We start from the raw sequence: 20,983 nt of genomic DNA, 5'->3' as shown, positions 1-20,983 counted from the left end.
CATGCTGTCAGCGATCGTGTTTATGGCTATCGGGTTCGCGGGCGGCGTTCTGCTCACCGCCATCGCCGCCTTGTATGTCTGCGGGCTGATCCATGCTCATGCGGTCGAGATCATTGACCAGCATCAGCGATTGTTCACGGGTGTGCGTCTGACGACCTATTTGCCAAGTGCGGCTTGCGGCGCTGCAGCCGTTCCCCCAATGATGGAGGCTCGGGCATGACCCGGGGGCGTCGCGCGCATCGGCTAATCCGTCTGCTGCCCGGCCTGGGCGGCATGCTCGCCGCGCTGGGCGTGACGGGGGATGCGGAGGCACGACAAGTTGGGGCGGGTCAGGCCCCGGCCGCGTGGATCGCCTATGCGGGGCATGTCTCCGACGCCGTGCAGGCACGGCTGGCCAGCGACGATCCGATCGCCGTGCGCCTGCACAACTATCTCGACCAGTTGCCCGAGGCGGGAAAGGGCGATGGCGCGGTCTTGAAGATCGCCTTCTGGATCAATAGCAAGGGCAAGGTGACGCGGATCGATCACGGCCTGTTCGCGCAGAGCCAGCCGAATGATGATCTGGATGCGTTGCTGGTCGGACTGGACCTGTCCGCCGCGCCGCCCAAAGCCATGTTGCTCCCGCTCAGACTCTCCATTCGGATCAAACCGGCACCGCGTCCCGTGCCGTCGCCGGCGCCCGCCGCCATGACCATCGGCTTGCGCTACCAGTAGCCGCCAGCGCCAGTCGATGATCGACCTTTACCAAGTCCATTGCGCCATTATCGCGGCTGACCATGGCGGCTTCTCGCCGGTAGCTCTGGCGCTTGGGGTCGATCAACGAGCCTTGCGCGCGGGGTCGCCACGCTGGAGCGGGGGTTGGGCGTAAAACTGTTCATTCGCGCGCGCTCCGGTGTCGTGCCGACGATTTGGGCGGTGTAGACCGCCGTCCGATCAGGCCGTCAGGTACCCGATTCCGTAGCCTGTCCTTGAAGGCGATTGGTCTTCCAAGGGCATCAGCCAGGCAGTGAAGTGTACTGGTGAACCCGCCCCGCGAGCGGCCAAGAGCGCGTCGATGAGCCGCCCTTTTCCGCCCGCTGCCGAGACGTGGGCGCGAACCGTGGTACTGTCGATGCTGCAATGGCCGCTGTCCGCCATGATCTCGGCCAACGTCACGGCAACGGTCTCCCAGACTCCGGCTTCGCTCCATCGCCGGAACCGGCGATAGATGGTGTTCCAACTGCCATATTTGGGCGGCACGTCGCACCATGGAGCGACTCAGCGGAGCCGCGACAGGATGCCGTTGATAATTGAGCGGTTCTGCTCGGGCGGCCTGCCTCAGCCACGGTTCTCAGGCTCGATGGGCAACAACCTCTTCAGAACCCGCCATTCTGCTTCAGTGAGATCACCCCTGCTCACGCCTACCTCCCAAAAAGCAGTCGTGAATCAATCCCCTGACGCCTCGTCAATCATTTCGACTTCCCCGTCAGCCCTGTTTCCCGATAGGTTCGCAAAGCCCGGAGCATCGACACATGTATCGCATCACTTTGGAATGCCATGATGTTCCCGCCGCAGCGGGAGACGAAGCGGCGCGCGATATCACCGAAGCGTTTCGGCTTCACTATCCGCACGAACACAACGTCACCTGCACCTTTGTGGACGGTAAGCTGAGGCTGGTCGCCGAGAACGACTATGACCCCGAAGGGCTCAATCTGATGGACGCGTTCTCGGACAACATCTGCGCATACGTCGAGCCCTTCGACGGCGACCTCAAGCTGGTAAGCATAGAAGCGCTTCGCTGAATTTGTCCACGCCGTCTAATCCGGCATCTGGGCGTCGACCGGACGCTTCGACGGCCAGCGTTTCACTGTTGAGATTGTGCCTGACTCAGAGAGAGGATCTCACCGCATTGCGAGGATCGGCAACGGTCCGGCGCGCAGCAATTGCTCACCGACGGCAAGTATGCGCCGTACGCGGGATTTGCGATACTCCCCGTCCCCGGGCCAATCGCCCTCGCCAAGGAGCAGGTCGGCGATGGTGCGCAGGCGCGCCCCGGCGGCGTGAGCATCGACCGCCTGCAGCGCGGCGAGCAATCCCGGAAGCCGCTCGGGGCCGGGCGAACCCGCGCCGTCTCTTGAAATGGCCATTTCGAAATCGCGCAGCGCGGAAAGCTGGATCGCCAACCGATCGTCATAGGCGATCTCGAACGTCAGAGTGACCGGGCCGGCGCGCAGGCTACCGCTCACGACATCGAGCCTGATCACTCCGGCGGGACGATCGATGCGGACATGCTCCTGCCCGTCATAGACGAGAAGGTGGCCGGGGAAAAGATCACGGTCGAAGGGGTACGCGGCCAATCCGTGCTCCCGCGCGGCCAGCGGCGTGGCGCGCACCGCGAGCACGCGCGGATCGGCGGCCCGGGACCAGACCGGTCGCACCGAGGCGCAGGAGTGCGCTGGATCCTCAGCGAAAGTGCAGCCCCCAGCGCGCGACGAAAGCGGGCGAGGCAGCGCCGGGGCCGTGGGCCGATCGTTCGCGATCCGCATCGGCCCGATAGAGAGGATTGCGGCGGAGAATTTCCCAGGCCAATGCCGACCGACCGAACCGGGCGACCGCTTCGCGGGCGGCCGGGTCGTGCGACCGATCGCCGGGAAACGTGGCTTGCGCCGATGCCTCGACCCGGCGCGTAACCCCTGTCCCGGAGGCGGCGAGCGCGTCCGCGCGGGCAGAGGGCGTCCTGGCCATGTCCACACTTCTCCTGTCTGTCCGAAAAGGGACTCCCGGGACGGCAATTTGGCGAGGCGCGACCCAACCCTTTGCCGGGTTCGTCCTGGCTTCGTCATGGTGACGCGGCGGGGATGGCGGCACTCGGTGAGGTCCCGCAAGGGGCGGGGAAATACACTTCCGTTTTGGGGCAGTGTGTTGCCGGTTATTGGAAATGGATTTCCGTAGATCGGAAGTGTATTTCCGGTTTCGTGATGTGTTCGTGGCAAAGCGAAGAGACGATAAACCACCACGCGATGATATCAGGGTCGAAACGACGGTCGCGGATTCGGTTTTCTTGCAAGAAGCGAAAGAGCGCTCATGGCAGTCACGCGATCCCGCGCCTACAAGCTCCAATTCTCGGCTGACGGCATTCAGCTGTTTCTGCGCGTCCACGTCCGCCTGTGCCGTCTGGTGGTCGATCTCCTGCCGCATGGCACAACATTATATGTCGCGGTTGTAGGGCTGGGACGCTGCGCGACGGAAGAGATTGCGGCCTGCCTTCTTGACCCCGAGCTCGAGCGCTATGGCGGTCGGATCATTCGTTATGTCGGGACATCGCCCGCGCTCGCCGGGCGCGTCGAGGACGTGATCGCGCGGGTTGTGGCAAGTCAGCAGGTCTATGCGGCGCCGCAGGTCTGGAAGATCTTCCTCGCCGCCTTGATGGCGCTGGAGGAACGCGCGGACCGCGAGCTGCTGGTGTTGCACGATGGCGTGGCCGAGGAGATTGGAAGGCCGCGCGCGCAGCGACAGAATTAGTCGCATGCACGCGACTATTACTGGCGATGGCGCGAAATTACTCTTGTTCGCGCGACCAATAGCCAATTGACCATAAGATTTTTGTGCAACAATGTTCCATCGGGCCGTGCGTTTGGATCTTTGAGCCGCTGCTAGGGAGACCGGCAGATGACGCTCCAAAGTCCGCAAAAGACTGAGGGTGAAGTTTTCGCGTTCATAAAGGAGCTCTCAGGAAAGCTCATCGAGCGGCGACGCCGCAGGGACAGGGTCTCGCAATCGCGCCTGGCGCAGGTCATCACGCGCAGCGAACGCTGGCTGCGCGAGATCGAGGGCGGCGTCACCACGTCGATGCTCGAGGATCATATCCGCTGCGCGCACGCGCTGGATATGGCGACGCCGCATTTGTTCATTCCTCTGCTCGCAACGGAGCACAAGATGGCCGTACCGCGTGAACTGTTGCTGCAAGACGATCTCTGGGATCTCGAATGCGAAATGCTCGATGTCGTGGGCCGCCATCAGGAAGCGGCCGCGTCGCGGTTGAGCGCACGGGCGGGGCTGTATAGCCCCCGCGCGCGGTGAAGGCCCCCTGCCATGGCACCTGAAGCCGTGATCGCAGGCCGGGCCTATCACCTGCTCAAGGCCGACCTCGTCGCCGGCCGGTTCAAACCCGGAGAGATACTTGTCGAGCGGGCCATTGCCGTGGAGCATATATTTCGATCGCACCGCTTCGCGACGGCGCCCGGCGTCTCGTCGGCGAGGAACTTCTCGAACCGGCACCGCGGGACGACCCCGACACCAAGGCGCAACACAATCCCGCTTGATGGCGACATCGTCGGATACCCCTCGACACGTTAGCCGGGCAGCAGATTCGGCCGTCATGATCGGGATCGCGGTGGCCTCGGATCATTCAGCCTTCCTTTTCGTTTCCGACACAGGTTACGCATCGTTCGATCGCCCCTTTGAAAGTCCGCTGATGTCATTGCTCAAGAAGCTGTTCGGCTCTCCTCCACCACAGGACCGGATGCTGACCTATCCGGACTACGTCCGCCGCTATGCCGCCCTCATCGAGAGGCACTGTCCCGCCAATACCGTCGAAGTCCATGTCGGTGCCAGTGCGACCGAATCCTGGGTGATCTGGACGATGCCGAAAGGCACCCGGGCGACCCAGTATTTCGGGAACTGGTATGCGCGCTATCGGAACGGCGAAGCCGGGATCGACGCCCTGATGGCGGCGCAACTGGAAGAGGCTCGGTTCAACGACGATCTCGGCGAGACGACGGATCCCGCCAGGATATTCCCGGTAATGAAGCCGGCGGCATGGGCCGGCTCCGCCAAGCGCCAGATGGATGGCGCAAGGCTCGATGCCGCCGATGCCTCGTTCATCACGAGCCCGTTCTGCGGCGATATGGTCGTCGCCTACGCGATCGATACGGGCGACACCATGGAGTACATCACCCGAAAGACGCTTTCGGCGATGGGCCTGGACGAAGCGGCTCTTCATGAGCGCGCCATCGCCAATCTGACCGCCATGCTCCCCGCATTGAAGATCGAGGGCAGCGATGGGCGCTACGCCGCGCGACTGGATCGCAATTACGACGCGTCGATGCTGCTGATCCTGCCGCAGTGGCGAGGCGGACTGGCGCTTGAAGGACCGATCTGCATTGCCATGCCGGCGCGCGATGAGGTCATGCTGTGCGCCGCCGAGGATCGCGACGGGCGAGAGTCGCTCGCGGCCGTCGCCGCGGAGATTGCCAGTGTCTCGGCCTATTCGCTTTCCCGGCACCTGTATCAGTGGACATCGGACGATGGCTTCTCGGTCGCCGATGCGCGCTGAGCCGCAATGCCGCATGGGTCATGCACGCCACGCCATCCTCGTGGCGGCACTGTCATGGGCTGCCCACCCCGCCCTGGCCGAGAATGGCCGGAGGGACGCGACCGCTGCGGCGCTAGATCACTGTCTGGCCGATCCGGCCCATGCATCCACCGGAGATCAGACGGCCTGCGAGACGCGCGCCGCCGGGGACTATGATCGGCGGATGAACGTCGCATACGCCGCCCTTCTTCGGAAACTCCCGCCGGATGCCGCCCGCAAGCTGCGCGACGCCCAGCGTGCATGGCTGGCCTATCGGAATGCCGAGGCCGGCGCGCGCGAGGCGATCTACGCGACGCGGCAGGGCACGATGTTTGTACCGCTGGAAAGCGACGATGCGGTCGTCATCGTCGGCGATCGCGCGCGTCTGCTGGAGCGCTACGTGCGGGCAATGGCGGTTGAGTAAGAGCTCTCGACACGCCGTTCCGTTGCCGGAGATCGTGTCTCATGCCGAGCCCTACAACGATGACCACGGACGTACCTAGGAGCCGAATGAACGCCATACTGCTTGGTCGTCCGCCGTTCGTGTTGCGCCGCCGTCGAGTTACGGAGATATCGTTCGCGATCGCTGGCGCCGTCGTGATGATCGCGGGCATGGCTTTCGCGACCCGGGAGCATTTCCGTTTCGTTGGCCTGCCGCTGGGTGGGGTCGGCCTGTTCGTATTTCTGTTCGGCATTCTTCAGGTCGTGCGGCCTCCGAAGCTGATGCTGGAGCCGGCCGGTCTGCACTACAGCATTCTGGGGATCCATCGATCCTGGCCGTGGCAAACCGTTTCCAGCTTCCGAGTGGCACATATCCGCAGTGGCGAGGCCATTGTGTTCGACGTCGCGTATCCGGACAGGTCAGGCACTTTCGCCATCCCAGCCTTTTTCTCCATGCGCCCCGGTCCGCTCGCCGATCTATTGAACGACGCTCGATCGCAATGGATCGACGAAAACTATACGCGCGGCGCTCATGCGTCTGCTGTCGGTGCATCACCAAGCGTCGATTAGCCGTCTCGGCTAAGATCAGGACTCATTGATTGATCCGGAAGATGATAGTTGCCGCGATGCAGACGGCGAACAGGGCCATGCGCTGCTCACCGCCAAGGACCGCCTCCACGCTATTCGGCGAGGGGAGGCGATGGTGGTGCCGAACCTCGTCGATGAGTTTCGCGAGCTTCGGTCAGTGCTGCCTTGCGGTCTGGATCGCGACCGATTTGGGAAGCTATGGGTGTACCATCCCGGGAGAATTCGTCGCATGGACAAGACTATCTCCAGATTAAGCATTGCATAAAGTGGCAGGAATACAAGTGTCTTATGGTTGCAGGGAACACTGCACACTTCGTCTGTTCGCCCCTGAACCAGCAATCATCTCGGTGTAGAGACGTTATTAGATCACTGGGTGTGAGGGTCCTCTCCTAGAATGGCGTTGCTGCATTTCCCGCAGTGTCAATGGAGGTTGTTATGAATCGCGAAGACCAATCGGACATCGAGCTGGTGGATCTCGGGACGGCGACCGGGGAGACCAAGGGACCGCCTGCCGTTCTGCAGATCGATCAGCAGGGCAATTTCGGCGCGCTCGGTCTCTCCGACGACTGACCTTTACGGCGCGCGACTTCGGTCGCGCGCCGCTTTTCCCGGGAGCGCGCGGTGCCGTATCGTCTGCGAACCGGCCTGTCCTATTGCTGGAGTGGCGATCAGGCGATCTTTCTGGACATCGACGCCGATCGATATTTCCGGCTGGGCCAAGGCGCGGAGCGGTTAATCTCGACCCTTGAGGCGACTGACGCGGTAGGATCGACCGCCGATGAAGCCTTGCTCTTGAGATTCATCGAGAGCGGGTTTCTCGTCGAGTCCGACGTCGGTGAGATAGCACCGTGCAACGCGATCCGGGCGCGCGTAAGTGCCCTGGATGGTGTCGATCCTTCCCTGGATGGAACGCGTTTGCCCGGATTGATTCTTGAGCTGCTGGCGGCCCGCACAAGGCTGCGGTTTCGCTCGCTCTCCGCCATCTTGCGGGATTTGCGGGCCAGGCAAGCACCGGCGCGAAAACTATCCGGCGCCGAACTGCACGCCATCGCCCATAGCTTCCGTACGGCCGGATATGTGGTCGGGACGCTCGACCAATGTCTGCCGCGGTCAATTGCCCTGATGCGCTACATGGTGCGCGTCGGGGCGTCGCCATCGCTGGTCTTCGCTGTCATGGCACGGCCGTTTGCGGCGCATTGCTGGGTCCAGCTGGACGACGTCGTGCTGAACGACACGATCGAAAATGTCCGCCAGTTCACCCCGATACGAGTCGTGTAATGCACGGCCGCTTTCTCATCGCCACCAGACATGACCCGGCGCCGCCCTCGCGCGATCAACATGCACCGGCGGATATGCCCCGTGTGTTTGATCGCGGGGATTTGGAGGTCTTTGTCGGCTCCGATCTCCCATGCATCCTCTTGCCGGAAAGACGGGGCGCCATCATCGGCTCGCTGTTTCGGCGGAGCGATGCCCGGGATGCGAGCGAAGCCGATCTGGCGGGCGGGACGAACCTCGAAGCGGCGGATCTCGTGGCATGGCTGATGAACGGTTTCTGGGGTTCGTGGTGTGCCGTGATCATCGACCGAGGCGGCGAGCGCTGGTCGGTGGCGCGCGATCCCTCGCCCGGCCGGCCAGTCTATTTCATGCAGGCCGGCCGCGAAACCATCGTCGCTTCCCACCCGGCGCTGATCCACGCGCGCGCCCGGACGACCCCGCAGATCGATTGGGGCTTCGTGCGGGGCCATCTGGCGCGCAGCAACCTGCGCCCGGCGAGAACCGGGCTGGCCGGCGTCACGGAACTGCTCGCCGGTCAACGCCTGTGGCGTAACGGCGACGGCAATCAGATCGAATCGGCCTGGACACCGTGGCGGGCTGCCGCTCGAGACCGGATCATCTGGCGGCGGCATGAGGCGATCGAGATGCTGCGGCAAACCACGTTCGATTGCGTGGGGGCCTGGGCGCGGGGACAGCAGCATGTCGTTCTTGGCGTTTCGGGCGGCCTCGACTCCTCGATCGTCGCCGCGTGCCTCAAACTCTCGAGGGCGAATTTTTCGTGTCTGACGATGGCGACCAACGACGCCGCAGGCGATGAGCGCGTCTATGCGCGCGTCCTGGCCAAGCACCTGGATATCCCGTTGCATGAAGCCTTCGAGCGCCATGGCGACGTCGATGTCATGCGGTCGAGCGCTGCCCATTTGCCAAGACCCATTGCCCGGAGTTTCGCGCAGTCGGCCGACCTCAAATTTCGGGAGGTTGCGGAACGGGACGGGGCGAGCGCGTTCATGAACGGCGGCGGCGGCGACAACGTGTTCTGCCTCATCAATTCCGCGGCGCCGATCGCCGATGCCCTTTTGTGCGGCGCCTATCGCCACGCGATCAAGGCCAGCCTTGACGTCGCCCGTCAGACCGAAGTCAGCATGTTCACCGCGTTTTCCGCCGGTCTTCGAAAAGCGTTCCGGCGCGACCGATCCTATCGTCTGAAGGGAACCGAACGGTTCCTCGTTCCCGCGCCCCGCGATGTTGCCGGTGTCGATCATCCCTGGTTGCACGGCCCCGACGATCTTCTGCCCGGGAAGGCGATGCATATCGCCTGGCTTCTCGGCATCGAGAATCATCTCGAGGGGTTCGATCGGGAGCGGGAGCGCCCGGTGATCTCACCGCTGATGTCGCAGCCGCTGGTCGAACTCTGCCTGAAGATACCGACCTGGGAATGGTGCGCGGGCGGGATCAATCGATCGGCCGCGCGGGATGCGTTCGCGAACGACCTGCCGCGCGACATCGTACGACGGCGCGGGAAAGGAACCCCGACGAGTTTCGCGCTCACCTTGTTCGAGCATAACCAGGGGACGATCCGCGATATGATACTGGGTGGCGCCCTTGCCGCGCAGGGCGTCCTCGATCGTCCCGCGATCGAGACATGGTTCGGCACGAGTCCGCCGTGGAACGCCAACGACACATTGCGCATGCTGCAAATTGTCGATGTCGAGGCGTGGGTTCGTGCCTGGTCGGTGGGCGGGGCGTTGCGGTCCTTGGGTGCGCCGGAGGGCTACCCTGTCGCGCTGCCCGCCGCCTGATCCCTTGCCCGCCGCAGTGTGTCCCAGTGGGTGAGATCATCGTGGAGCCCGAGGGCATTGTCGCGATCGCCGCCGAGCCAGAATCGGAACCAATCGACGGCACGTAAGGCACGCCAATATTGCTGGGCGGGCGAGCGGCCGGCCATGTGCGCCTGGCTGGGGAAAACGAACATGTCACTTGTCCCGCCGGCATGCTGAACTGCGGCGAAGAGCTGGAGTGAATCGAGATACTCGCTCTCCGGGGATTCGATCAGGAGCGGCGCGCGGATCGTACCCGCCGACGCGGATGGCGCATATTTGCTCCATTGGCCGTGCGGATCCCGGTCGGGTGCGGGAAGCGCCAGAAAATCGAGAACGGTGGACCGCCAGGAGGGTACGGTTGGCTGGGACAGGACATAGGTCAGAGGGTCGATCGTGATCCCGCCGCCGATGACGGCCGCGGCGAACAGGTCCGAATGGCTGACCCCATAGGCAACGACATTCGCGCTGTAGCTGTGGCCGGCGATGCCGACCCGCGTCGGATCGATGATCTTCCGTGCGGCGAGCTGCTCGATGATCGCCCGATAGGATTCAAGCGTGGCGCGATGGGCGAGAAGGGGCTCGGTGCCGTGCTCGACCTCGGGCGCGAGCGCGTTCGCATTGTTGTTGTTGACGCACAGCGCGGCGAAACCGCCCGCGACGAGCGGGTATTCGGGGGCCAAGGTCGATTGGCTCCCGCGCAAGAGGCCACGGCAGCGATAGGTGGTGATGACCAGCGGCACTGGCCCTTTGCGACGCTTGGGAAGCGCGAGAACGCCGGTGGAGCGCTGGCCAGATTTGTCCCGCCACGCGAGATAGTCGACCGTGCTGACGGCCCGATAGGCAAAATCGCGATTGGGTTTCACGAGCGTCGTCATCTTCCCGGTCCTGGTCGAGATGAGGACGAGCCGGGGCGCGATGGTCGCAGCGGAAAAGGCGCAGATCAGTCCGCGCGCCGATCCAAGGCATGATCGGCCGGTGTAGGAGGCCCCCCCATCGAGCGAGCCGCGCGGATCGAGCACCAGCCTGCTTTTGCCGTTCAGCGGATTCCAGGCATAGATCTTCGATCGGGCGGCATAATCATCCTCGCGGATGATCAGCACGTCACCGCGATCAGGCGCGACCGCCACAGCCTTGAGGCTACCCTGGTTCCCCTGGCAGATGGCGAGGTCGCACTTGGTGACCGAGCCGTCGGGCAGATGGGCGACAATCTGCATGATATCGCCGGCGAAGAAGCGGCCGGCCGGCCGGAGCATGCGCAGGCTGACCGAGATTCCGTTCCTGTGGAAAGGGAGGCTGCGCGTGAGATCGGCTGCGATGCTGGTATCGAGGAGAAACGGAGACGGCGCCGATCGGGCGACGTGCTGGCTCGGATGCGCCCGCTCTTCACGCTCCGGTCCAGCGAAGGCCTCCCCGGCAAATCCAGGTTTGACCCAGCGAATCGTCGTCCATCGATCGCCGATTTGATAGTTGCGGGAGAGCCGAAGGCCCTCGGTCGAAACGCTCTGATCGATGCGTATGCCCTTGGTTTCCTCCTCGCGCTGATCGCGGGCAATCTGCTCCCGGCTGTTTCGAACGGCATAGGTCAGGTCTCCCGAGATGGGATCGATGTCGAACGCCGCGACATCCGCGCTGTCATCGGTGATCTGGCGGTCGGCGCCGTCAAGGCCGAGTTGATGTATCTGGACGGCGCCGCCGAAGGTTTGCCGTGCGAGGATCGACCGGGAGTCAGCTGCCCAGAGCGCTGCGCTATCTTCGACCAGGTCGTAGAGCGGGACGAAGTCGGGCGAGGAGGGTCGGCCGAGCGCCATTGGGGTGCCGCCGGACAGCGGCACCCTATACCATTGGGCGGTGATCCTATCGTCGGCAATCGAGGGTTCGATCAGCCGGTACGCCACCTGTTGTTCGTCCGGGGAAAGCGCAAGGTCGCCCAGTGTGCGCACCTCGATCAGGTCGCTGACGGTCGGCAGTGCCGGGTCGGCCTGGTGATCCTGGAGTCCCGCACACGAACCCCATTGTCCGACGCACAGCAGCGCAGCGGCGAGCGCCCTGCGAGAGTGCATGCCCAGACGCGTTCGCTGCCCCAAGCGCGTCAGCAGGGCGGCCGTCACCATTTCTTCATCACCCCGAACGAGATGAAGCGGCCAACGGGCGAATAATTGGTCGAATCATATGTCGGCTCGAAAATATAGCCTGATCTGCTCTGCGGCGGATATCGGTCGAAGAGATTGAAGACCGACAGATTGAGTTCCAGCCCGCCCAGACGTCCGGCACGGATCTGATAACGGGCGGCGAGATCGAGCGTCGCCATGCTGCCGATATGAACAGCTGGCGGATATCTCGTATCTTCACTTCCGCCGATATAGTTGACGAACCCGGAGACGTTCACCGCGCCGTCGCTCCATTGCGCGCCGGCCCGCCCGCGAAAATGGGGCGGATTGAAATAGGTGCCGGCGAGTTGGGTCCTGGCCGTTCCGGCAAGGACCTCCTGGCTGCTGTCGAGGTAGCTCCCATTGCCCGACAGGGTCAGCGACGTCGAGCGCCCAAGGGCGATTTTGTAGACGGCACTGACGTCGAGCCCCTGAACATGCTGCGCCGCGACATTGCGGTTGCGATTGTCGATGATCGCAACAACGGCGGAAGGATCGAAGGCGCCCGGAACGTAGCTGTAGAAAAGGCGCCCGGCGAGCGCGTCCGCGATCTGGGCGTTGCCGGGATTGAGCGTGTTGAGGCCCGCATAGGCGGGATTTGACAGGGACTGGGCCGGGATGCTGATCGGCGCGACGACCCGGTCGATGAAATTGACGCGGAAATAGCTAATCTCCAGCCGCAGCCCGGGGATCGGGCGGGGCGAGACCGCCATCGACGCCGACCAGGTGGTTGCGCGTTCCGCCTTGAGGTCGGGCTGTCCGCCGTAAAGATAGAGGACCGTCGCGGTCGCGGGAAATCCGACTCCGCCACGGCTCGCGGCCGGCGTGACGAGGACTCCCTGATCGCTGTACCGCTGGAAAAGGGTCGGCGCCTTGAAGGATTTCCCCCAGGTCGCCTTGAACTCGATATCGCGGCTTGGGGCGTAGATCGCGCCGAGCTTCGGCGTCGCGACGCTGTCCACCCCCGGGTAACGCTCATAACGCAGCGCCGCCGTGATCGACGCGTGATCGACGAGCGCGATGTTCTGCCCGGGTGCGGCGAGCGGCATTTCGGCTTCGGCGTAGAGGTAGGACGACGATTGGGAGACCTGGATATTCTGCGCCTGGCCGATCGACCGGTAGGCATGGAAATCGTTCTTCCGGGCCCCGCCGCCGAGTGCGATCTTCAGGTCACCGGCGGGTAGGGATGCGAGGGCGCCTTGCGCATTCAACTCCGCGGACATCGATGCATTGCAAAAGCACGCGCGCAGCGTGGCGGCCGTGACACCGGCGCTGGTCAGGTCGTTGCCGTAATAGCTGCGGTCGACACCATAAGTGCCGACCAGATTGACCGTCCAGCCGGGACGCAACGCCCATTGCAGCGAGGGCGATATGGCCGCCATCCACGAATGGCTCTTGATCCGGTAGGATGGCGAGGTCGGGGCTGACGAGATCGCATAGCCGCGGTCGTCGGCGCGCCAATTGTAGAACGCGTCGATCTTGGCTTCGAGTCCTGCCGCGACCTCGTGGTGCACGGTGATCAGCGCATCATGGTGCTTCAGGAAGGGATATAGTGTGAGCCCCTTGTTCGGGACCGCCGCATAGGATCGTTGCGCGGCGTCAATCGCGGTGCTGCGCCCGAATTCATAGGCGGCGAGCATGCCGCCGCCCGACCATTTCGTGCCCGCGAGCACGGCATATTGCTGCTGTCGATCGCCACCCTCCGTGGCGGCGCCGAGCTGGGCGGAAACGATGACCCCGCTATAATCCGGTCTGAGGATGATGTTGGCGACGCCGGCGACCGCGTCCGAGCCGTAGATGGCCGACGTGCCGTCCGGAACAATCTCGAGCCGGTCGACGGCGAGCAGCGGGATGGATCCGACGTCGACGCTCTGGCGGTAGCCGCCATAGACGAGGCGCTGGCCGTTCACGAGGGTCAGGGTCGCGTCCTGGCCAAGCCCGCGCAGGTTGATCGACGTGCCGCCGCCGATATTCTCGCCGCTGCTGGTGGGGACGTTGAACGCCACCCCCGGATTCTGGCCCCCGCCAAAATTCTGCGGGATCGTCTGGACGACATCCGACAGGGTATGGAGGCCGCTGTTGATCATCGCGTCCCGCGATATCGTGATCGTTTCCGAGGCGGATTTTGCCCCCTTGATGCGTGTCCCGGTAACGACAACGTCGTCCGTGAGCGGGTTGGGTGGGGGTGATCGCGTATCCCGAACGAGGATGCTGCTGTCGCGTGTCTCTATCTGCAGACCGGTTCCGTTCGTCACGGTGCGCACCGCTTCCTCCGCCGAATAGGTGCCGTCGAGCGCCGGGGCTATGAGGCGATCCACCTCCCCGGGGTGGAACAGGATTTCGGTGTTGGTTTGTTGACCAATCGCGAGGAGCGAAACGGCCATCCCCTGGCGCGGTACATGGAGTTCATGCCTTGCCGGTGTCTGACAGCTGGCCGGGCTGCTCGCGACGATGCCGACCGCCGATGCTACAAGTAAGAAGCCCCAATTCGCCGGATAGCCCATGTCCATTCCCCTTCCTGGTCCGCGCCATCGCTGCGCGGTTTCAGAAGGATGGATGCCGGGCCGGGAAGAATTATGAGGGCGGTCGACAGCGGATGCCGATTTTCGGCACGCAGCGCCGGCTGAGCGTATAACCGCTATCCTCGTACGTCACGGCGAGCGCCAGAAGATCGGCAATATTCTCGGCGATCCGCTGGGTCTCCCGCAGATGGAAGGTTCCCGATACGCGCAGCGCGCCAATTTCCGCCGTCGCGACCGAAATGGGCTTGCTGGTGTAGCGATTCGCGGCGTCCAGCAATTGGGATAGCGGGACGTCGTTGAAGGCCTCCACACCCTGTGGCCAATTCTCGTCACCGATGGGAACGCCGGGCCGCGGCGTGGCGCCATCGGAATCGACGAGCAGTCGCTCGCCAGCGACCATGCGGGTGAATATCGCGGGCAGGACGCGCGCGGTGCCCGCCGGACGGAGGCTGGAATCGGGCTGGCTCCGCACATCGACCGCGCCCTGGACCAGATGAATCGCGACCCGGCGCGCCGGCAGCAGGGCGACGTCGAAGATCGTGCCATGGGCCGTCACGACGGCCGTGTCGGCGCGCACCAGAAACGGGCGGCGCTCGTGCGCGACATAGAAACGGGCGCGTCCATTCATCAAGCGAAGCCCGCGCTCGCGCGCAGTGTAGGATGCGAGCACCAGACTGTTCGTATCCAGCGAAAGTCGCGACCCATCCGACAGCGCGAAATCGCGGATTTCGCCGACACCGGTACCATATTGTATCTCGGTTCCGCCGCTGGCGACGGCGTCCGGTACGCGCGATCCCGCCCGGCCTCCCAGATGCGTGGTCAGGGCGACCAACGAAAGCCCGACGCCGCTCGCCGCGAGCAGGCCGAGGAAGAGCTTGCCTCGGGAGGGCTTTCGATCAGACGCAGGGCCACCCCGGGGATTGGTCTGCTCAGCCGACGTCGAGGGGGCGCCCTTGAGCAACTTGCCGAAATTGAAGATCTCAGCGACGCTATTGTACGCCCGCCTGTGCAGCGCGCCCCGCGCGAGCCACTGGTTGAATTCATCGCAGCGCGCTTCGGCTTCCGGGCCGCGCATGATCGCGAACCACTCAGCCGCTTCATCGCGAAGCTGGCCCTGCGATGGTTCTGGTTCGCCCTCTTCCTTCATTCCTGCCCCAGCGCGGCGTCGAGATGCGCGAGTGCCCGCGCCACATGATATTGCACCGTCGGGATGCTGATGCCCAGCCGTTCCCCGATTTGCTTGTAGGTGAGTTCATCGACGCGATGAAGCAGAAACACTTGTCGCGTCGTGGCGGGGAGTTCGTCCAGCAGCCTGCGATAGGTTTTCAGCGCATCATCCAGCTCGATGTGGAAAGACTGATCGGGCTGGGCCCAGGGCTCATGCTCGGGAGCCATGGGCAGCGCCTGCCACGACGCGCGTGTCCGAAGGCGCCGCGTCCGCTCGAAGAGCAGGTTGCGGGCGATCCTCCGGAGATAGTGCCGGGGATCGAGAATCGAATGCCGGGACATATGACGGGCGAGGCGCGCAAATACCTCCTGGACATAGTCGGAGGCTTCGTCGTCGCCGCGGAGGCGACGGCCGAAATAGGCCGACAGGCCGCTTGCCTCACTCCGATACATTTTCTCCAGCGCGGAGCGGCCGCGATCGTCCGAAGTTTCAAGGCCATCGGGGTTGGCGTCGTCAATTTGGGGATGCGCGAAATTGTAGTCACGCGGATGGTTCGATGGAGGCATCGGAGCATGATCTCCCGCAGACAGTCCCGGCATATCGCGACTGTGTTCTAATCGTGACATTCAATCGCGGATCTCCGCACTAAAGGCAATGTAAAATGACACGTTTGGTATACAGACAATGCCGAGATCTTGTTGCCATGTTCGAAGATGGATGTGGTCCGTCTCTTTGGTAAAAATGTACGATATTATAGGGAGATACGCGACCTGTCCCAGGAAGAGCTCGCTCTGTCCGCGGGTGTCGAGCGCAGCTACATAAGCGACATCGAGCGTGGGACGAGAAACCCGACCGTTCGAATTCTTGGAAGATTGGCGGAGGCGTTGGAGGTCGAGCCGGCAGTTTTGCTCGAGACATCCCATCGCGCCGAGAACCGATGATCTTCGTTATAGATGAGTGTCCAGCGTAAGCCGAAATGGCAACGCGCCTAGCGGTCGAAATCTGACAATTGGTGCCCGTTGGCGGGGCGTCGGCTTGCCGCCCCATCCTCAGTCATTCCGCTGCCTATGCTGGGTCTCCAAAAGCAGTCATATATGGATGAGTTTGCAGCAATGGGGCGGAGCATGAATGCGGAAGGCGCAACAAACGAAGGCTCTCTACGCGGGATCGTTTGATCCGATCACGCGGGGCCATTTGGACATAATCCGGAAAGCCCTAGTGACCTTCGATAGCGTTCATGTCGCCATCGGCACAAACGTCAAAAAGCAGAGAGAATTTAGCGTCAATCAGAGCTTGAACCTAATCAGGCAATCTGTCGCTGAACTTTGGCCAGAAGCTGATTCTCTGTTCCATGACACTCTTGAGATCGGCGAATACACAAATCTAAGTCTAATAAGATATGCGCGGACAATTGGCGCCACTCACCTCGTCAGAGGCCTTCGTGAGGCAACCAACTTCAACGAAGAATTCAATCTTCACGGATTAGCCGAACGGCTCGATTCGTCGATACCGATGGTGCACTTCATTTGCGACGCACAGTTCCTGCATATATCCTCCAGCACCGCCAAGGAGCTTGAGGCTATTGATGAAGATATCAGTTGGCTAGTTATGCCGGCGGTGCAGGCCGCCTTTCGGGCCAAACGGGATGAAATGGACGTCGGCGCATAGCTATGCACAAACGACAGCTTTTGCGTCGTCCTCGCGCAAAACCGACGGTTGCCTGACCACCCAAGTCCGGTCATTAGATCCTCCGTCGCGATGGGTATCAAGCGTCAGATTTTGACCACTAGGACAGGATAAATTTGGAAAAAGCGATCTTATGTTCGGAGTAATTACCGGCTGCCGCGTACAGTTCGTCGTCGGTCGATATTACTGAGCGATCACCGAACCACCTCGACTTCAACGCCGATATCGAGCGTTTTCCACGCCTGATCGGCGGTCACGGCCACGGCGTTGCGTGTTTGTGCCAGCGCCAGGCAGGTGCGATCCCCAAGCGACAGACCCACTGCACGGGTGGTTGGGCGCAGCGCCCCTCCAGCATCGGCCTGATCGTGGTCGACGGGAATGATGTCGATATCGAGTTCCGCCAGCATCGCCTTCGCTTCGCCGGGTTCGACCCCGCGATCGGTGAGCTTGGCGAACACCTCGTGGTAGTTCACCGCTGAGACCAACGCCCGGGTGAGACGTGCTTCGACCCGGTCGGCGCCCGGTTCACCGAACAGCAGGCAGAGCAAAGCCGACGCGTCGAGAACATAGGGCTGATCGGCCGATGTCTCAGTCACGCGAGGCCTCCGTCCGGCGCTCGGCGATCAGTTCGTCCGATACCAGCCCCTCATCTGGCGCAAAGGCGCGCAGTCGTTCCTGCACGCGCCTCAGCGCCGAACGGGCGGGACGAATACGCACCTCGTCGCCCTCGATCTCGAACAGCACCGTGTCGCCATTCTGCAGCCCCAGCGAACGGCGTACGTCGGCGGGCAGGGCGATACGCCCACCAGCGATGACTTTGCCGCGAAGGATGCCCATGGCACGATCCTCGTATTTGGTACCGAATACGCTTTCGTACCATATCTTTGGGCGATCCATCAACTTCTGGTTGATGTCAGAATCGGGGAGCATCTCATGCGCCATCGCGCGATAGAGCGTGACCGCCGCATTGAGCGCGTGCTCAAGCATGGCCCTGCTCGCTGCCGTCAATCTGAGATCCACCCTGCGATGGTCATCCGGATCGGGTTCGCGGATCAATATGCCCATATCGGCGAGCTTTGCCGCGCGGCGATGCGTGTTCGCGGGTGCTCCCTCGGTCGCCAGGCACGATTGAAACATGGTCCTGCCTTCGATGTCCGCGAGATATAGCTCCAACAGGAAGACCCAATAGGGGCGCGTCGAAAGCGCCTTGCCGACGGCTCGTTCCATCATGGCATCAAGACGCATCAGTCCCCGGCATGCGGCAGCGCGAAGCGAGGTGGGGAAATCTTCCGTGGCACCAGACGCGTTCATGGCGACGAAGCCCCGCCCGCGAGCGCCCTGTGCGCACCACGATCTAAAGGCCACCTCATAGATACCCGGCCTTGCGGAAGCTGGTCCAACCATGTCTTGCCACGATGAGGTGATCATGGACGACCACGTCGAACCAGCGGGCCGCGTTTGCGATGCGATGGGTCAGATCGAGATCCGCCTTCGAGGGAGCGGGGTTGCCGGAGGGGTGGTTGTGCGCGAGCAGCAGCGCGGTGGCGCCAAGCTCAAGACAACGTTTCAGGATCTCGCGCGGATAGGTCTGGACAGCCGATACGGTGCCGACACCCATGACCTCGTCTGCCAGCAACTCGTTTGCCGCGTTGAGAAACAGCTCGCGAAACCGCTCGACCGGTTCATAGGCCATGTGGCAGCGAAGATAATCGAGAACCGCCTGGTCACTGGACAGCACAGGGCGGCGCGCGAACTGATCGCTCAAAATGTGATTGAGCGCCAACTGGACGGATTGCAGCGTCTGCTCGATCTCCGGCAGGCGATCGAAGACCGGCGCCCGATCCTCGATACGCGCGGAGATCACTTCGCCGAACGACCCGAAGCGGGCGATCAATCGATCCGATAAATCCTGCGCCAGATCCGGGCGGGTCAGCCCGATCAGGGCTTCCAGGGCGCGTCGGCACCCAGCTGTGTCCGCCGGGCGCTCGCTCGCCATGTCGCGACGATCAACATCAGTTGCGCCAACCAGCCCCATAGGGCCGTCGCATCCATATAGGCCCACCAATGGACCGTCGGTGCCATGATCAGGCCGATATGGACGACTACTTCCGCGGTCAGCATTGCGGCGATCCAGAGTGGCCAGAAACGTGTACTTCGAACGGAAAGCCATAGGAAAACACCCAGTATCATCACGTCGGTCACAAGCACGCCGGTCTCGACATGAAAGAAGCGCAGACCAAGCGGGTGCACGACGAGGGTGCTGATCCAAGCGCCTGCGAACAGGGTGGCCGCCCCGATCTGCTCGGGGCGACCGCCGCGCAACTCCGCATAAAGGGTGCTGGCAACCAACAGCACCAGGAACGCGACCTGTCTCGTCATGACGCTACCGGAACAAGAACCGTCGAGCTAGTCAACTGCTCCGGAGGAAGCTTCAAGCAGCGCGCAGGTGCGGCGCATGCGGTGCCAGCGCGCCTTTATTGGGCTTGATCAGGTCGCCATAGCTGATCTCGGCGAGGCCGATATCGTCACTGGCTTGCTTGAGGTTGGCATGCGTCGCCACGATTTTCTCGCGCGTCTTGGCGATGAGCTTTACGGCGGAAGCCGAAGTGTTGAGCGCGTTCTGCCCGATGACGGCCGAGAGGCCGACGTTCAATCGCGCGAGGGGCAGGGCGGCATTGAGTTCGGCGATCCGAGTTGCCGCCACGTCGAGGGCCTCCTCGGCTGCGAAGAGGCGCTCGGCAACGGTGCGGGCAATGGCTTGGCGTTGAGCACGCATAGTTTTTCCCATTCCCACTTTCATGAGAAAGCGGGCCTTTTGCTGGACAATGACAGGATGCTGCTCTGATCAAATGGCACGTCCGGCCCGGAGCAGCAGCATGATGGACCCGACATCGGTAAAACCGCGCCGGTCGCGATCGCAGCGGCGATCAAGGCTTTCCCGGAACTCAGGTCATTGGAGTCTCTCCCACCCGTCTGGGACGAACCGGGCGCGGACAGGGGAGGCGTTTGACCGGCCTATTGCCGTGTATTCGCTCCTGTGCATGCCCGGTGCGTCTGCGTGGTTATCGATGGGGAGAGCAGAGGCGCAATTGTTGGACTGGGGAAGGCCTAACAAATGGGTCTATAAATATACCCACAAATCCAATGCATTGTCATGAGATGAGCGTACCGCCAGCGTAATCGCGCACTGGTTATACTCCCCCGGGTGTGTGTCGACTCATCCGGGAATCCTCGGGCTGATCAGTGAATCAGACCGCTCAAACCGGTGAGCAGCGATACGGCGGATCCCAGCGCCACAAGCGCCGCTGTGGCCAGGATCGCTATCGTGACGAGCGTTTCCCTGGCGGGCAGATGATTCGCCTGCTTTCCGCCAACGCGCAACGGGATATGTGTGGAGATGCGCGACACGACATAGGCTCGCTGCGGCTCGGTGAGCCTGGGCCCCGCCGGCGGTGGTTCATCGGATCTGTCTTCACTGTTGCGATCCGGCGGTACCACGCCCCCCGGCGTGGGGGCTGATGGCGGGAGGCGTTGGTCCTTGGAGAAATCCGCTTGCCGGGCCTCCCATTCAATGAACAAGCGTGCCACCGAGCCCCGATACTCGCCATCGAGACTGCTGCGGATATCGAAGATGATCTTGTTGACCGTGTGCGTGGAGAGTCCGAGCTGCCGGGCAATTTCCTTGGTCTTGTAGTTGCGGGCAACCAGCCGCAGGCAACCACGATCACGCTCCTTGAGGGCGGCGAAGCAGGAGTCGCAATGCTCCACGGTCAATGGGCCAGCGCGGTCATTCATCTCGACGCTCGCAATCACCGCCAACTCGCTCGACCCTGCCGCGCGAGATGTCGGCCCCGATACAACATGAAACTGTCATCAATCCGTCATGAATCGCAACCAAATAATAGCAATGGCTTACCCGCGACCACACGGGGCGCGAGGGCTTGCCCAGCAGCGGAAGCATTGCCTGATAACCCAGAAATACACCGAGCGGGCTGGTTTCTTGT

General features: G+C 62.8%; 27 protein-coding genes. 14 read left to right on the top strand and 13 right to left on the bottom strand.

Features of this window, described 5'->3' with window-relative positions; all coding sequences use genetic code 11:
* The first annotated feature begins 1 nt into the window (after position 1).
* Positions 2 to 220, top strand: a complete 219-nt coding sequence (locus NDN01_RS18250) for a hypothetical protein (protein ID WP_272623161.1) — start codon at positions 2 to 4, stop codon at positions 218 to 220.
* Positions 217 to 714, top strand: coding sequence for a hypothetical protein (locus NDN01_RS18245; RefSeq protein WP_272623160.1), 498 nt, complete (start codon positions 217 to 219; stop codon positions 712 to 714). The genes NDN01_RS18250 and NDN01_RS18245 overlap by 4 nt, the downstream gene beginning before the upstream one ends.
* Positions 715 to 933: 219 nt before the next feature.
* On the opposite strand, the gene NDN01_RS26010 is transcribed toward NDN01_RS18245, so the two are convergent.
* Positions 934 to 1,239 carry a transposase gene (locus NDN01_RS26010; protein WP_443025139.1) on the bottom strand — a complete coding sequence of 102 codons (306 nt, stop codon included), beginning with the start codon at positions 1,237 to 1,239 and terminating at the stop codon, positions 934 to 936.
* 272 nt (positions 1,240 to 1,511) lie between these two features.
* On the opposite strand from NDN01_RS26010, the gene NDN01_RS18240 reads away from it, so the two are divergent.
* Positions 1,512 to 1,781, top strand: coding sequence for a hypothetical protein (locus tag NDN01_RS18240; RefSeq protein ID WP_272623159.1), 270 nt, complete (start codon positions 1,512 to 1,514; stop codon positions 1,779 to 1,781).
* Between the two features lie 99 nt (positions 1,782 to 1,880).
* Here the strand turns inward: NDN01_RS18240 and NDN01_RS18235 are convergent, their stop codons facing one another.
* Together NDN01_RS18235 and NDN01_RS18230 are read right to left on the bottom strand one after the other, a co-directional pair.
* Positions 1,881 to 2,381 (bottom strand): DNA -binding domain-containing protein, encoded by a 501-nt coding sequence (locus tag NDN01_RS18235; RefSeq protein WP_272623158.1) that lies wholly within the window; start codon positions 2,379 to 2,381, stop codon positions 1,881 to 1,883.
* Between the two features lie 61 nt (positions 2,382 to 2,442).
* On the bottom strand, positions 2,443 to 2,724 hold the full coding sequence (locus NDN01_RS18230; protein WP_272623157.1) for a transcriptional regulator domain-containing protein: 282 nt from the start codon (positions 2,722 to 2,724) through the stop codon (positions 2,443 to 2,445).
* A 339-nt stretch (positions 2,725 to 3,063) separates the two neighbouring features.
* On the opposite strand from NDN01_RS18230, the gene NDN01_RS18225 reads away from it, so the two are divergent.
* The 9 genes from NDN01_RS18225 (at position 3,064) to NDN01_RS18185 (ending at position 9,435) form a co-directional block, all read left to right on the top strand.
* Complete coding sequence (locus NDN01_RS18225; protein ID WP_272623156.1) at positions 3,064 to 3,501, top strand: hypothetical protein; 438 nt, start codon at positions 3,064 to 3,066, stop codon at positions 3,499 to 3,501.
* A 147-nt stretch (positions 3,502 to 3,648) separates the two neighbouring features.
* Positions 3,649 to 4,059, top strand: a complete 411-nt coding sequence (locus tag NDN01_RS18220; protein ID WP_272623155.1) for a transcriptional regulator — start codon at positions 3,649 to 3,651, stop codon at positions 4,057 to 4,059.
* Between the two features lie 12 nt (positions 4,060 to 4,071).
* Complete coding sequence (locus tag NDN01_RS18215; RefSeq protein ID WP_272623154.1) at positions 4,072 to 4,335, top strand: GntR family transcriptional regulator; 264 nt, start codon at positions 4,072 to 4,074, stop codon at positions 4,333 to 4,335.
* Positions 4,336 to 4,453: 118 nt separating this feature from the next.
* Positions 4,454 to 5,314 (top strand): DUF1444 family protein, encoded by an 861-nt coding sequence (locus NDN01_RS18210; RefSeq protein WP_272623153.1) that lies wholly within the window; start codon positions 4,454 to 4,456, stop codon positions 5,312 to 5,314.
* Positions 5,286 to 5,756 carry a lysozyme inhibitor LprI family protein gene (locus NDN01_RS18205; RefSeq protein ID WP_272623152.1) on the top strand — a complete coding sequence of 157 codons (471 nt, stop codon included), beginning with the start codon at positions 5,286 to 5,288 and terminating at the stop codon, positions 5,754 to 5,756. Before NDN01_RS18210 ends, NDN01_RS18205 begins: the two co-directional genes overlap by 29 nt.
* A 59-nt stretch (positions 5,757 to 5,815) precedes the next feature.
* Positions 5,816 to 6,343 (top strand): hypothetical protein, encoded by a 528-nt coding sequence (locus NDN01_RS18200; protein WP_272623151.1) that lies wholly within the window; start codon positions 5,816 to 5,818, stop codon positions 6,341 to 6,343.
* Between the two features lie 453 nt (positions 6,344 to 6,796).
* Positions 6,797 to 6,931, top strand: coding sequence for a benenodin family lasso peptide (locus NDN01_RS18195; protein ID WP_272623150.1), 135 nt, complete (start codon positions 6,797 to 6,799; stop codon positions 6,929 to 6,931).
* Positions 6,932 to 6,982: 51 nt separating this feature from the next.
* Positions 6,983 to 7,639, top strand: coding sequence for a lasso peptide biosynthesis B2 protein (locus NDN01_RS18190; RefSeq protein ID WP_272623149.1), 657 nt, complete (start codon positions 6,983 to 6,985; stop codon positions 7,637 to 7,639).
* A gap of 140 nt (positions 7,640 to 7,779) precedes the next feature.
* On the top strand, positions 7,780 to 9,435 hold the full coding sequence (locus tag NDN01_RS18185; protein WP_272623148.1) for an asparagine synthase-related protein: 1,656 nt from the start codon (positions 7,780 to 7,782) through the stop codon (positions 9,433 to 9,435).
* On the opposite strand, the gene NDN01_RS18180 is transcribed toward NDN01_RS18185, so the two are convergent.
* From NDN01_RS18180 to NDN01_RS18165, 4 genes are all read right to left on the bottom strand, one after another.
* A complete protein-coding gene (locus NDN01_RS18180; protein ID WP_272623147.1) occupies positions 9,408 to 11,516 on the bottom strand; it encodes a prolyl oligopeptidase family serine peptidase in 2,109 nt (702 codons plus the stop codon). The genes NDN01_RS18185 and NDN01_RS18180 overlap by 28 nt on opposite strands.
* A gap of 44 nt (positions 11,517 to 11,560) precedes the next feature.
* On the bottom strand, positions 11,561 to 13,921 hold the full coding sequence (locus NDN01_RS18175) for a TonB-dependent receptor plug domain-containing protein (RefSeq protein WP_272623146.1): 2,361 nt from the start codon (positions 13,919 to 13,921) through the stop codon (positions 11,561 to 11,563).
* A gap of 256 nt (positions 13,922 to 14,177) precedes the next feature.
* Positions 14,178 to 15,272 (bottom strand): FecR family protein, encoded by a 1,095-nt coding sequence (locus tag NDN01_RS18170; protein WP_272623145.1) that lies wholly within the window; start codon positions 15,270 to 15,272, stop codon positions 14,178 to 14,180.
* Entirely contained in the window at positions 15,269 to 15,859 is a 591-nt protein-coding gene (locus NDN01_RS18165; protein WP_272623144.1) for an RNA polymerase sigma factor, read from the bottom strand. Before NDN01_RS18165 ends, NDN01_RS18170 begins: the two co-directional genes overlap by 4 nt.
* A 147-nt stretch (positions 15,860 to 16,006) precedes the next feature.
* Here NDN01_RS18165 and NDN01_RS18160 point away from each other — a divergent pair, with 147 nt between their 5' ends.
* Together NDN01_RS18160 and coaD are read left to right on the top strand one after the other, a co-directional pair.
* Positions 16,007 to 16,234: a helix-turn-helix domain-containing protein gene (locus NDN01_RS18160; protein ID WP_272623143.1), complete on the top strand. Its 228-nt coding sequence runs from the start codon at positions 16,007 to 16,009 to the stop codon at positions 16,232 to 16,234.
* A 187-nt stretch (positions 16,235 to 16,421) separates the two neighbouring features.
* Positions 16,422 to 16,961 (top strand): pantetheine-phosphate adenylyltransferase, encoded by a 540-nt coding sequence (coaD, locus tag NDN01_RS18155; RefSeq protein WP_272623142.1) that lies wholly within the window; start codon positions 16,422 to 16,424, stop codon positions 16,959 to 16,961.
* 212 nt (positions 16,962 to 17,173) lie between these two features.
* Here coaD and NDN01_RS18150 read toward each other — a convergent pair whose 3' ends face one another.
* The 6 genes from NDN01_RS18150 to NDN01_RS18125 form a co-directional block, all read right to left on the bottom strand.
* The gene (locus tag NDN01_RS18150; RefSeq protein ID WP_272623141.1) at positions 17,174 to 17,575 is read right to left on the bottom strand and encodes a type II toxin-antitoxin system VapC family toxin; all 402 of its coding nucleotides are present in this window, start codon (positions 17,573 to 17,575) and stop codon (positions 17,174 to 17,176) included.
* Positions 17,568 to 18,224 (bottom strand): AbrB/MazE/SpoVT family DNA-binding domain-containing protein, encoded by a 657-nt coding sequence (locus tag NDN01_RS18145; protein ID WP_272623140.1) that lies wholly within the window; start codon positions 18,222 to 18,224, stop codon positions 17,568 to 17,570. Before NDN01_RS18145 ends, NDN01_RS18150 begins: the two co-directional genes overlap by 8 nt.
* A gap of 121 nt (positions 18,225 to 18,345) precedes the next feature.
* Entirely contained in the window at positions 18,346 to 18,975 is a 630-nt protein-coding gene (locus NDN01_RS18140) for a JAB domain-containing protein (protein WP_272623139.1), read from the bottom strand.
* On the bottom strand, positions 18,918 to 19,358 hold the full coding sequence (locus NDN01_RS18135) for a hypothetical protein (protein ID WP_272623138.1): 441 nt from the start codon (positions 19,356 to 19,358) through the stop codon (positions 18,918 to 18,920). Before NDN01_RS18135 ends, NDN01_RS18140 begins: the two co-directional genes overlap by 58 nt.
* A 52-nt stretch (positions 19,359 to 19,410) precedes the next feature.
* A complete protein-coding gene (locus NDN01_RS18130; protein WP_272623137.1) occupies positions 19,411 to 19,755 on the bottom strand; it encodes a hypothetical protein in 345 nt (114 codons plus the stop codon).
* Positions 19,756 to 20,219: 464 nt separating this feature from the next.
* The gene (locus tag NDN01_RS18125; RefSeq protein WP_272628294.1) at positions 20,220 to 20,792 is read right to left on the bottom strand and encodes a LuxR C-terminal-related transcriptional regulator; all 573 of its coding nucleotides are present in this window, start codon (positions 20,790 to 20,792) and stop codon (positions 20,220 to 20,222) included.
* Positions 20,793 to 20,983 lie beyond the last annotated feature (191 nt).

It is taken from the genome of Sphingomonas sp. QA11 (assembly GCF_028473665.1).
Lineage (GTDB): Bacteria > Pseudomonadota > Alphaproteobacteria > Sphingomonadales > Sphingomonadaceae > Sphingomonas > Sphingomonas phytovorans.
The sequence above is the reverse complement of the archived record's forward strand: the minus strand, read 5'-3'. Positions and strand labels throughout refer to the sequence as shown.